Here is a 13229-nt window from a genome sequence, read left to right as displayed (position 1 = left end):
AAACAAGCGATCGCGAAGCGCTCCGTAGGAATCGCTAAAAACCAGATTCAGTAAATTAAAAGAATTAGTTACACTAATAGTAGTGTTTATACTGAGAAAAGGTTTGATCTTTATGACCAGAGATAAATAGGACTCGTTTTTTGGGCAAAAAAAAGGTAGGATTCCCAAATAGTAAAGGTTTTGATATCTGACATCAAAACAGGGAGTGCCTACACAGAATGAAAAAGGGGGGACAAAATCAAAATCAGCTACAAGACAGACTCTATAAGCCTCATAGCTCTTAGACCTTGTTGATAATACTTACATTTATTGCGATTTAATTTCATTAACTCCGTGACTAAATCCATACAAACATCCTTAAAATTGACCCAAGTTTGACCATATAAACCGATATAAAAACTACTATGTCTCCGTTCCGTTCGACCATGTTCTTTGATCCGAGCAATATATTTTTGTATTCCTTTACGTTTGATTTGTTGACCTTGAATTGTTGCAGAGGAGTAAGCGAGCGCTATCAATAAAACTAGAGAAATAAAGCGTTCACCAGTTACATCTAAAAGTGAGATGCTCCCGTTCTTCTGCCTTATAACGCCCCTTTGCCGAATAATTATCTACACAAGTAATCCCACTACTTAATTCTTTAATTCCTTTACGAATAGTATTTCTATCCCATCCCAATTCTTTTTGAGCCAGTAGTTGCCCTCCGTAACCTAACTCCATCACAATTTGTGCTTGAAAGCGCCGCATTGCTGCTCCTTTGAGTTGGCTTGCTGTATCTAAGAATAATTTTTTGACTGAATCAGTTAATTCTATCAACACTTCAAACACCCATAAATTTTTCTCCTAATTAAATTTACTACAAAAAGGGGAAGGAGAAGCGGCAGGCGGGGGCTTCTCCTTCCCCACCTAATAATGATTATCATTCACGTACTTGGTGATTTTATTGCTTGGAAGTCCCTTATGTGAACGCTAAAATCACGAGCTATTTCAGATAAAATTTTAAAATTTGTACAACTTATTTGGCGTTGCTGATTGAAAATATGAATCAGGCGATCGCTACAATTTGATGAGTGGGATAGGTCTTGAGCGGCACTGAGCCATACTTAAGATAATGTATTACCAGTCGAATAGGTTCTATTTAGCATGACAGGTACGGAAAAGCCGAAAAAATTAAGTATCGAAACTTATGCCGGGGGTATTCAACAACACCACGACCAGACTCCACGCCAGAATGATTTTAGCTTTGCTCTTTATAAACACTCGTATCCTAAGTTTTGCCAAAACTGCATAAGCTGTACGAGTCTGGAATTAAGAATGAATGTTAGGCGATACTGCTATTAATAGGCGGTTCTAAATACTTATGGCTTATGAGTAGTGCATTCAGATATTGGCAGCTAGTAACAATTGATGCTGCGGGAAAACGAAAAATCAAGGAAATTACTCCAGCTAAAGTATTTTTTGCGGATAGATTTCCCGAATATACGGCTGAAAGTGATGTACCAGATGCAATGGTGCAACGAAAACTGCTGCATTTATCCAGGGATAGTTGTACTGATATATGCTGTTTAGCTGAACGTTGCCTACTGTGTCTGATATCCTGGCAAATTGAGCAGGTTTGTTGGCAGCTAGAAGCCCAATTTGGCAAAGCTCACGGTTTTAGTTACAGAGATTTATTACCTTATGTTTTAGATGACGATGGTAATTTAGAACAAACAGGTAATTATCAATGCCTGGGGCGGAAGATTTTGTCGAGTTTTGAACCCGAAAAAAGTCATTTAGCCACTTGGATAAATATCAAGGTAAAACAAAATCCCGAACTCAATAAATTTTTTTTGGAGTTAGGACTTTATCGAGTAACTGATTGGGCAATTTTGAATGATACTTCACCGAAAAAATTACAGCAAATTCTTGATGATTTTCACGCTTTAACCTCTAAAGAGGTGGCAGATTTTTTAGCAATTTTAAAGAGTTATCACGAAATTTATAAATTGCAAAGATTGCAACAAATTTCTTTGGATAATAAGGGAATATGTCCTCAACCCACGACTCAACAGCTACATCAAATTGCTATCAGCTTACAACCCCAAATTGGTCAAAAGTTGGAGAATGAAACTGTAATGGCACAATTACAGAGGCTGGCTGCTTATCTACGAGAATACCGTATTTATAACCAGAGTCGTTCTCTACCAAAAGTTAGTGAATATCCTGTTGACATCGCTGCTGTGGAAAATCCTGATGAAAATGAAGAGATAGAGTTTTTAGAGTTATATCGTCAGCAATTTTTGGATTGTTTAGATCCAGCATTCAAGATAGTTGTAACTTCGTGGGAGAAGAAGCTAAAACAGAAGAAGGGGAATAAAGCACAAAATTTTATCAAAGCTCTCCAGCTATTTCATTGTCAACAAATGTCGATGACAGAAATTGCTCGGAAATTGGAATTAAGGGCGCAAGATGCAGTAACTCGCTTACTTAAGCTGAAGGATTTTCGCGCTGATGTGCAACGAGAGTTTGTCAAAATTTTATGCGATAGCGTGATTAATTTAGCACATAATTATTCTCAACCAGAACGTCTAAAAAAACTTGAACAACAGCTGGCATCCATACTACATACGCAAAGTTCTATTTTATTTAGAGAAGCAGAAATCGAATCTCGAACAGTCAATAGTCATTCTCCAAATAGCCTGTTTTCAGAAAAATTGTGCCGTTATTTAGATGTATTGGATAAACAAAAATGAGTAACTTATCAAGCAACCCTTTTCAATTACAATTAGACTATGAATTCCTTTCACCATCTGCAATCCATCTTTCATCTGAGCAAACTATTCAGGCTGTAGACCTGAGTAATCAAATTTCCAACGTCTCCCGGAAATGGCAAACTTATATGAATAGTTTGGCGCTATTTGCTTTTGAAGAATGGTTACAAGAACGAGCAGATACTTTAACTATTCGGCGGGAAAAATGCACAGTTTTACAGCCAGCATTAGCTAACGCGATTCCTGTTGTTGCCAACTTGCAGGTAGGTGAATTCAAAGTTTGCTTAATTTCCACTGGTAGTTTGTATGATTCAGAAATTGCTCTTTCTCAATTAGTCGTAGATTTACCAGAATATGTTCCTCATTTTTATGTATTGGTCGAAGTTTTAGAAGAACAGGCATCTGTGGTAATTTCTGGGTTTATATCCTATCAGGAACTCATAGAAAAGCGGATAAGAGCGAATTTACAGCCGGAAGTAGATTGGACTTATCAATTACCTTTGGATTGGTTTGATTGTGATGCTAACAATTTATTATTAAATTTGTGTTGTCTAGAACCAACGTCCATTACTTTACCAGCAATTTCTGATCATCACGCTCAAATTTCATCGACAATGCAAAGTAATTTAATCGCATTGTTACCCCAGTTGCAATCACCCCAGTGTGAATTATGGGAAATATTGACTTGGGAACAAGCAATTGCTGTATTTACTAATCCAGAGTTACTGCATTGGATTTATAATTGTCAACAGCAAACACCTAACTCTGGACTCAAAACCAACTTAAAAGATTTATTTAAATTATGTACACAGCCAGCTTTGAATGTGGGGCGTTGGTTGTGGGATGAATTAGATGAATTAGCACAGGAATTTTCTTGGAAATTATTACCTAGTTTCACACCTGCGGTAGCAATGCGAAGTCCTACAGAAGAATTTCAGACAATTATCAACCAACTACAACACCGAGGTTTAAAAATTCCTGCTCAGGCGCGGGGTGCTTATCAAGATTTACTCTTAGCCGGAATTCCCTTGCGCCTGTATGCGATGACTTGGCATTTATTATCTGAAAATGACCCACATTTGTGGACGTTGTTGTTAGTTTTAGGTACAACTTCACAAAATACTTTACCTAGTCATTTAAAATTAAGAGTCAGTGACCAAACGAGCGTTTTATTGGAACAGGGAATCAATCAAGAACAGGGTGATGGTTATTTGTTTACTCGTGTTGTGGGTAATTGGGATGAAAAGTTCTTAGTGAGTGTCAGTTTAATAGATGGTATAGAAATTAATTTACCTCCGTTTACATTTTATCCGGGGCGTGTGCTTTAGTTTTTAGTTTTTATGGTGACATTTTTAACTTAGCCCTGGGGACTTCTAGTCGCGGCTATACAAACATGACGCGTAGCGTCTTCCCAGAGGGAAGGCCGCACTATGGCTAACGCCACGCTACGCTATCGGCAAGCTCAGTGATCACCTGCGCGGGTTAAAAACCTTAATTCTTCATTAGTCTAGGTCGCTGGACTTCCCTACGGAAAGCCGCTATGGGTCATGTTTGTTAGCGTACAGCCTGCGGGTTACATTCGCTCAAAACTTTTAAAGCATCTTCTTAGTTAAAATTGCATAACCTCCCCAGGTGTGAGAAATATAGAGAATTAGTAGGCGATTTTCTCTCACCACTCTTACCGTGTACACACAGTCTGGAGATTTCCAAAAAGTCTCACACAAGTGCAGAGTCCATAAAAAGAGTTTAAAGTGTATTTTATCAGCGTTTATCTGTGGTGAATTATGGTTGTTTCTGGTTTTTATTTGAAGGTGCAACAGTTTGATCAGCTTTGTTACTTTGAATTGTCTTGGGGGCAAGGGCAACAGATTGGGGTAACGCTGGCTTATCCTGATGCGCTGAATTTTAAGTACCAGGAATGGCAGCGAATTTATTTGGGTTTTTATAATACGGAACTGCGAGGCAAAGTAGCAGAAATTGGTAGTTTTAATGCACCTCCTGTTGATTGGCACGCTCGTTTGGTGGAGGCGGAAGCACAACTTTTATATGAGTTTCATCACTGGTTACGTAGTGCGGAACTATATGAAATTAGAGCAACTATAGCTAAAGCAATTAATACTGATATTTTTCTGATTTGTAGCTCTCTAGATTTAGATCGTTTACCTTGGGAAGTTTGGGAAATTGGTACAGAATTTGCCCTGGATTCTACTAAGTTTCGGATTGTTCGCACACCTTTAAATCGGCGAGGAATTATTGCTAATGCCAAGCCAGATAATGCTCCCAGAAAAGCGAAAATTTTAGCAATTTTAGGAGATGAATCTAACTTAAATTTTGACGCAGAAAAGCAGGCTATTCGTTCTTTGCGTTCCGTGGCTGATGTAACTTTTGTTGGTTTGCGATCGCATGAAAGTATTACTGAGTTAAAAACTAAAATTGTCCAAGCAATCGCTGCTGATTCTGGTTGGGATATTTTGTTTTTTGCTGGTCATAGTAATGAAACTAATTTGACTGGTGGTGAGTTGGGTATCGCTCCAAATACGGCATTATTATTAAGTGAAATTAAACCTGCTTTAACTATAGCAAAAGAGCGAGGTTTGCAGGTAGCAATTTTTAACTCTTGCAAGGGGTTAAGTATTGCTAATACACTCATAGATTTGGGTATTAGTGAAGTTGCAGTAATGCGAGAACCCATTCATAATCGGGTAGCTGAGGAATTTTTTCTGCGATTTGTTCAAACTTTAGCTCAATATAAAGATGTCCATGAGTCATTATTAACAGCTACAAAATATATTAAATTAGAAAAAAACTTTACTTATCCTAGTGCGTATTTAATTCCTTCTTTATTCCGACATCCAGAAGCAAAGTCATTTTGTATCCAACCATCTAGTTGGACAGAAATATTTGAAAAATTAAAGCCTACTCGCCTAGAAGCGATCGCACTGTTATTCATATTAACTATTAGTTTATCCCTATCCCTACAACGATGGGCATTACAACGCCGCATATTGGTACAGGCTATATATCGTCAACTAACAAATCAAGTCGAAAGCGTTCCCGATGCGCCCATCCTCCTAGTACAAATTGATGAAACGTCTATTAGAAAAGCGAATATATCTAATCCCAAACCGATGAATCGTCAATATTTGGCGAGTTTAGTTGATGCGTTAGTAGCTAAAAATGCCAGGATAATTGGTATTGATTATCTATTAGATCGACCCCAAGCGCAAGCAGATCGCATCCTCGCCGAATCGATCCAAAATGCTATTTCTGCACCCCAACCGACATGGTTTGTTTTGGCTGCAACTCACAATCTCAAGGGTGAATGGCTACAAGCATTACCTGAAATTGCCAGTTTAAACTGGAGTCTACAAGGTGATATCAAAGTTTTGCCTTGGTATATGCGCTTGTTTTCGATGGATGATTGGCAAACTCAGCCTTGGCATTTTTCTAATTTATTAACCTTAAGTTACGAATTGCAACGAATCCCTAACTCACCCCAGCCGCAATCAGATAGTCAAACAGACCTGCTGCAACAAATTAACGCTTTTCTCAAAGATGGTAACAAAAGTCACCAAACAATTTTGTCATCCCAGAGAGCGAATTTACAACCCATTACAGGTTTGAGTTATTGGCTAGATCAAATGTGGATGCACCCAATTATTGACTTTTCCATTCCCTCTCAGCAAGTATATCGTTCTCTTCCCGCTTGGGAATTACTAGAAAATTCTGCCATGATTCCCAATTTACAGCAGCAAATTGTGATGATTGCGCCTGGGGGATATAACGAGGCTGGAATTAGCAAAGATGGTGAGGATAATTTTCACAGAGATTTACCACCTGCGGTTAAATATTGGCGTAATCAGGAAAGTTCTCAGAATAAAAATCGGGTAATTACAGGAGGTGAAACTCATGCTTTCATGGTGCATCATTTACTGACTCGCAGATTAGTTGTGCCAATTCCTGATTTCTGGATAACTGCTATGGCGATATTAGTAGGTAAAAGCCTATCGATTTTGCCAATAGAAAAGCAGAAGTTTATATGGCAATGGTTATTTATACCAACTGTAATTACAGGAATTTATGGACTGGTTAGTTTACAAGTGTATATTTCCCTAGCCATACTATTACCTGGGATTTTACCCTCGGCAACCGTTTGGCTTTACTTTGTCCTTCCCTATTTTGAAAGAAACAAAAATGCGTAATCTTCTAATATCTACTTTAGTTTTATCAGCCGTAGCTTCTACAAGTTTGGCTATCTTACCTGAGCAAGTTGTGCTTGCTGAAGATACAAAAGAACCATCTTTGTTAGTCAGGGCTTATCGGAATTTGTTTAATAAAAAAGAACCGCCTATAAAACCTCGGAATGGTGGTTCTCGTCCTATTGGATCAGTGTGTATGATTTCTCCAGATGCACCAAGTGTATATAGAAAAGTTTGGAGCGATCGCCCTTTATTTCTGTGGCAAGGTTACGCTTCTACAATAGCAGTGCGCCATCCGGGTAGCAATATCAATTTATGGATTCACCCAGCAGTTCATACTCAAAATATTACCTATACAGGCGAACCATTACAACCAGGACAAGTTTATAACTGGGTAGTTAATGGTGGGCAATTTGTCCCCTTTCAAGTCATGGATAAGGAAGGGCGCGATCGCATTAGTTCTGAATTACAAAATATCGAAAAACAACTCAAATCCACAGGTGCAAATACCGAAGCGATTGCTATTGCTAAAGCCAATTATTTTGCTGAAAATAACTTGTGGAGTGATGTCTTGCAACAAATCTATTCTGTTCCCGAACCTTCGGCTGAATTAACCGCATTTCGTGAAGACACCCTTCAAAAATTATGTCAGCCAGCAATAGCTAATAACAGTGAATAGTGAAAAGTTATCAAGGTGTATAGTGGGGGATTTAGACACGCCACCAACGCCTACCACTAATCGGCTTTAGATTATGAGTTTTCAATTGTCAGTTAACGTCGATATAGTGGGAGACCTAAACCAAAGTATGTCTCTTAACTGATAACTGATAACTCTCATTTTTGCATAACCCCAGTCCATCTAGAAGTATGGATACATGGAAGGGGACAATTATTGCTTCTTGATTCGAGTTGTCTATCTATTACACAATTTATCATGACTTTAAATCCCTATTGGCATAATTTCTTTCAAGAACTTAGGTTAAAACCCTCTTTGCAGCACCAACTTTTAGAAGTATCTTTAGCTGAGATAAGTGCTGCTGAAATGAGTCGCGTAATTCTGCGGGACTTGGGACGAACGGATGTGAAAGTTTGTTTTACTCAAGACCACCAAAATTGCTATAGCCCGATGCTCAATTTTGTGGGTTTGTCAAAAGATGTCGCTAATTCTAATTCCATCATAGCAGTTGCGCTCGCAGCACATGAAGTAGGTCATGCCCTACAAATGAAATTTATGGAAAATTTGGGTAAATCTTTCAACCATTTAAAAATATTTAATTATCTTTCAATGGTTGGGTATATGTTTTTATTCGGATTTAAAATATCTCAAGCTTTATCTCCTTTTGGATATGCTATTCAACGCCAAAGACAACGGCAAAGTTATCAATGGTTTCAAAAAATTAAGTTATTCCAATTAGTTGTGAGTTTGTTACTTATTCCCATAACTTTACCCCTGGCAATATTTTGTTTAGTGATATATACAATCTTCATGTTAGTATCGATTTTATGTACATTAATATCTCGTTTGCTCATCTTTATAACCGAGATCCACGCTTCTGTAATAGGACTACGTTTATTGCAGCAATACAAAATATTAGACAGGAAGCAACAGAATATAGCCAGAAAATTTTTGTTTCATTGTGCTTTAACTTATTTACGCTCCTCTAGACTATATTTGCTATTTGCTTAAAGTGCTATTTAATCAGGACTTACGCAACAATTACCAAAAATCTTGATTTATCGAACCGCCAAGCCGCCAAGAACGCCAAGAAAACGTAGATTATGCGTAAGTCCTATTAATTTACGGGTGATTACACAAATTAAAGCTAAGGAAATGGGATTGATTAACTAAATAGCCAAAAAATTACCATGTTTTTGCATAAACCCAATAGGAGTGAGAAGTATAAATATGTAGAAAGCGAAAATGCTAGCACCGCAGGGCGGATTACAGAATAACTAACCACACCAGACGCAGAGAACACAGAGGAATAAGGGTTTGAGAGAGTTTTTGCGTAAGTAAGTCCTGATTGACTTCGCGTGGTTGGATTATAGCATTTCCTAGTCTAATAAAGTACAAAATTATCCGCGTTTATCTGCGTCCATCTGCGTTTAGTTATTACTGCTTGTACCTCACTTGAATGGGAATCACTATATTTACGCCGTGCTTTACTAGTCTATGATTCTTATTCCCCATTCCCTATTATTAAAATTGGAGATAAATAAAATGAATCAGCAAATTGTAGTAACTGATTTTCATGAAATATTTATTGGTGGCACAATTGCCATGCTCACAGATGAATATTCAGAAGCTAAAACCATAACATTAACGACGGCTGAAGACGTTCTAAAACAGTTTTCAAATATACAGCCTGACTTAATTATTACAGACATTTTACTACCTGAAAAGCATGGAGAATCACCACGAATTTCTACAGGCATACAATTGTTAAAGACTTTAATGAAAAAGTATCCTTATTTAAATATTATGGTGCAGAGTGAACACATCAATAATTTAATTCAAATTAAGTCAGAAATTGCTGAACATCAAGGAGGGTTTGTTTTAGCAAATAAAAGCCTTGGTTATGCAGAAATTCTCACCAGAATTAAATGGTGCTTACAGGGATTAACTCACATTAAAGATATTCAAAAAAATTGTAACGAAATAGAAGTCAAGCCAGAATGGTTAAAATTATTGAAATTAGCCTTTGAAGAGGGATTACAGGATAAAGCGATCGCGCGACATATTTGTGTATCTGAACGGATGGTACGGCATTATTGGGATGGACTGCAAAACGCGTTAAATATTGACTGTGAAGAGTTGAAAATCCAAGGAAAAAATTTACGGGTGATTACACAAATTAGAGCTAGAGAAATGGGATTGATTAATTAAATAGCTCAAAAATCACAAAATTTTTGCATAACCCCACCATATCTGAGAAGTATCGGTATATAGAAGGCGAAAATTATAAGACAGTACGAGTAACCAAGGAGCCATAAAAATGCAGAAATTGAATTTAGCAGTAGTAATCATGGTATTAAGCACCATAGCAATTACACCCAAAGCCGAAGCGAGAAATTTATGGGCAAATCAGCCGAGAATATTATCTACAGTCACAGCACAAGTTTCTGATTCTACAAATGAAGATGATGCTTTAATGTACTTAGAACGGGGTTTTGATAGATTAAAAGAAAACAATTATCAGGAAGCGATCGCAGATTTTAATCAAGTGATCAATTTAGAACCGGATAATACTTTTGCCTATTTTGGTAGGGGATTAAGTAATTTGAGTTTAAATAAATATTACACAGCAAAGGATGATTTTGACACAACCTTAGAAATTAGTCCTAACTTTGCTTATGCGTACTATTTTCGAGGTATTACCCTGATGAAGTTACGAGATAAACCAGGCGCGATCGCTGATTTACGTCAAGCATCAACCCTATTTACTCAAGAAGGAGAATTAGAATTCGCCCAAAGAGCAGATAATGCTATTGAGGAAATACAGGCGATTTAGAGCTATTTGGCTAAAACCGGGTTGGTAAATTTTATCCATATCCGGTTGTAGCTGTTATATCTTCTCCATTTTTGCATATCCCTGAACTCATTAGAGATATATGTTGTCAACGCCTCTCCTGATATAGAAACTCCTAACTGCAAATACCAGCCATGCGTTATCGGACAATCAGCACCACTGCATTTATTTTTTTCATCCTGACTGCTTTTATGCCTGTATCTACCAAATTACCTAGTTTTTTACAAATTTCGCCTGTCTTGGCACAAACAGCAGATGAACGGAAAGCAGAGGCAGACCGACTCTTACAGCAAGGTATTGAGCAATTTAATATCAGTCAATTTACGGGCGCATTGCAGTCTTGGCAACAAGCACTCCAAATCTACCGCGAAATCAACAACCGTTTTGGTGAGGGTAATGTACTGGGAAATCTTGGTGCTGCCTACTATACTTGGGGAGACTACCTTACAGCTATCGACTACCATCAACAAGGTTTAGCGATCGCGAGGGAAATCAACAACCGTTTTGGTGAGGGTAATGCATTGGGAAATCTCGGTATTGCCTACCATAGTTTGGGAGACTACACCAGTGCTATTGACTACCATCAACAAGGTTTAGCGATCGCGAGGGAAATCAACGACCTTCGTGGTCAGGGTGCGACACTGGGAAATCTCGGTGTTGTCTACAATATTTTGGGAGACTACACCAGCGCTATTGACTATCATCAACAAGGTTTAGCGATCGCGAGGGAAATCAACAACCTTCGTGGTCAGGGTGCGACACTGGGAAATCTTGGTGTTGTCTACCATCATTTGGGAGACTACCCCACCGCTATTAACTACCATCAACAAGCTTTAGCGATTACTAAGGAAATCAACGACCTTCTTGGTCAGGGTGCGACACTGGGAAATCTCGGTAATACCTACCATCATTTGGGAGACTACCCCACCGCTATTGACTATCATCAACAACGTTTAGGGATTGCGCGGTCAATCAAAGACCGTCTTGGTGAAGGTAATGCACTGGGAAATGTGGGTCTTGCTTACTATAGTTTGGGAGATTATTCTACAGCTATTAACTACCTTCAACAAAGTTTGGTGATCTCTAGAGAAATCAAAGACCGTCGTGGTGAGGGTCAATCACTAGGAAATCTCGGTGTTGCCTACAATGCTTTGGGAGATTACCCCACAGCTATTAACTACCATCAACAACGTTTAGCGATCGCTAGAGAAATCAAAGACCGTCTGGGTGAGGGTCAGTCACTGGATAATTTAGGAGTTTCTTTATACAAACTAGGAAATCTCTCTTTAGCGGAGAGTAACCTACTGGAAGGAATAAAAGTTTATGAATCTCTACGAGGTCGAGAATTAAAAGATAGTGAAAAAGTCTCAATTTTTGAAACGCAAAGTCGCATCTACAATCATTTACAAAAAGTCCTGATTGCCCAAAATAAAACTGATACAGCCTTAGAAATATCCGAACGCGGACGAGGACGTGCTTTTGTGGAGTTACTGGTTTCCCGGTTATCTCCTGATACCAAAACACAATTCTCTACCTCCCCAACAATCGCAGAAATTAAACAAATTGCTAAAGTGAAAAATGCTACCCTGATCCAATATTCAATTATTTCTGATGATTTCAACATTCAGGGTAAATCACAAACTAAAGAATCAGAATTGTATATATGGGTAATCAAACCCACAGGTGAAATCAATTTCCGCCAAGCTGACCTCAAATCCCTCTGGGAAAAAGACAATACAACTTTGGCAGAACTGGTTACTACAAGCCGTCAATCCATTGGTGCTAGAGGTCGTGGTGTTATTGTCAGTCAAATTCATGATGCAGCCAAAGCAAAACAAAAATTCCGCCGACTCCATGAACTACTAATTGAACCCATAGCCGACCTTCTCCCCAGCAATGAAAATGAACGTGTGATTTTCGTTCCTCAAGGTGAATTATTCCTCGTACCCTTCCCTGCACTACAAGATGACAAAGGCAAATACTTAATTGAAAAACATACTATCCTCACTGCACCATCAATTCAAGTTTTAGATTTAACTCGTCAGCAAAGAATGGGGAACGGGAAATCGGGGGTTGGGAAAGGGGAAGTTTTGGTGGTTGGTAATCCAACTATGCCAAAAGTGGTGTTAGAACCAGGAAAACCGGCTCAACAATTATCTAACTTGAAATGGGCAGAAAAGGAAGCCAAAGATATTGCTGCACTGTTTAAAACTCAAGCCATAACAGGTAATCAAGCCACTAAAGCTGCGACTGTCCAGCAAATGACCCAAGCCAGAATTATTCATTTAGCCACACATGGATTGTTTGATGATCTTCGGGGTTTGGGAAGTGCGATCGCCTTAGCACCCTCTGGTCAAGATGACGGTTTACTCACTGCTGAAGACATTTTTAACATGAAGCTGAATGCAGATTTAGTTGTTCTCAGTGCTTGCGATACCGGACGGGGACGGGTGACTGGTGATGGTGTCATTGGCTTATCTCGCTCTTTAATTAGCGCTGGTGTCCCCAGTGTGATTGTCTCTTTATGGGCTGTTGATGATAATTCTACTTCTGTGTTAATGACTGATTTTTATCAAAATCTACAACAAAATGTTGACAAAGCTACCGCCTTAAGAAACGCCATGCTTAACACTATGAAAACACATCCTGATCCTAAATATTGGGCTGCATTTACTTTAATTGGGGAATCTGAATAGTGGGGAATCTGAAGAAGCCTGGCGATTGGAAAATTGCTACCGCAACGCCAA

Annotated in this window: 8 protein-coding genes and 2 pseudogenes; 8 read left to right on the top strand and 2 right to left on the bottom strand. The window is 38.5% G+C overall.

What is annotated here, in order from left to right; genetic code table 11:
• Positions 1-248: 248 nt before the first annotated feature.
• Both ACM0OW_RS20570 and ACM0OW_RS20565 read right to left on the bottom strand, forming a co-directional pair.
• Positions 249-578 (bottom strand): annotated as a pseudogene (locus ACM0OW_RS20570) (IS4 family transposase); the annotation flags it as partial.
• A pseudogene (locus tag ACM0OW_RS20565) lies at positions 556-813 on the bottom strand (ISAzo13 family transposase); the annotation flags it as partial. The pseudogenes ACM0OW_RS20565 and ACM0OW_RS20570, both read right to left, overlap by 23 nt.
• 554 nt (positions 814-1367) lie before the next feature.
• Here ACM0OW_RS20565 and ACM0OW_RS20560 point away from each other — a divergent pair.
• From ACM0OW_RS20560 to ACM0OW_RS20525, 8 genes are all read left to right on the top strand, one after another.
• On the top strand, positions 1368-2735 hold the full coding sequence (locus tag ACM0OW_RS20560; RefSeq protein WP_414551997.1) for a hypothetical protein: 1368 nt from the start codon (positions 1368-1370) through the stop codon (positions 2733-2735).
• Entirely contained in the window at positions 2732-4081 is a 1350-nt protein-coding gene (locus tag ACM0OW_RS20555; RefSeq protein ID WP_414551996.1) for a DUF1822 family protein, read from the top strand. The genes ACM0OW_RS20560 and ACM0OW_RS20555 overlap by 4 nt, the downstream gene beginning before the upstream one ends.
• Positions 4082-4537: 456 nt before the next feature.
• On the top strand, positions 4538-6955 hold the full coding sequence (locus ACM0OW_RS20550; protein WP_414551995.1) for a CHASE2 domain-containing protein: 2418 nt from the start codon (positions 4538-4540) through the stop codon (positions 6953-6955).
• Positions 6948-7631 (top strand): hypothetical protein, encoded by a 684-nt coding sequence (locus ACM0OW_RS20545; RefSeq protein ID WP_414551994.1) that lies wholly within the window; start codon positions 6948-6950, stop codon positions 7629-7631. Before ACM0OW_RS20550 ends, ACM0OW_RS20545 begins: the two co-directional genes overlap by 8 nt.
• 255 nt (positions 7632-7886) lie before the next feature.
• A complete protein-coding gene (locus ACM0OW_RS20540; protein ID WP_414551993.1) occupies positions 7887-8639 on the top strand; it encodes a zinc metallopeptidase in 753 nt (250 codons plus the stop codon).
• A gap of 534 nt (positions 8640-9173) precedes the next feature.
• The gene (locus ACM0OW_RS20535) at positions 9174-9839 is read left to right on the top strand and encodes a DNA-binding response regulator (RefSeq protein WP_414551992.1); all 666 of its coding nucleotides are present in this window, start codon (positions 9174-9176) and stop codon (positions 9837-9839) included.
• A 109-nt stretch (positions 9840-9948) separates the two neighbouring features.
• Positions 9949-10464 carry a tetratricopeptide repeat protein gene (locus tag ACM0OW_RS20530; protein WP_414551991.1) on the top strand — a complete coding sequence of 172 codons (516 nt, stop codon included), beginning with the start codon at positions 9949-9951 and terminating at the stop codon, positions 10462-10464.
• Positions 10465-10616: 152 nt separating this feature from the next.
• Positions 10617-13178, top strand: coding sequence for a tetratricopeptide repeat protein (locus ACM0OW_RS20525; RefSeq protein WP_414551990.1), 2562 nt, complete (start codon positions 10617-10619; stop codon positions 13176-13178).
• The last annotated feature ends 51 nt before the right edge of the window (positions 13179-13229 follow it).

The organism is Anabaena sp. CCY 0017 (assembly GCF_963920885.1).
Taxonomy (GTDB): domain Bacteria; phylum Cyanobacteriota; class Cyanobacteriia; order Cyanobacteriales; family Nostocaceae; genus Nodularia.
This window is presented reverse-complemented; position numbering and strand designations above follow the sequence as displayed.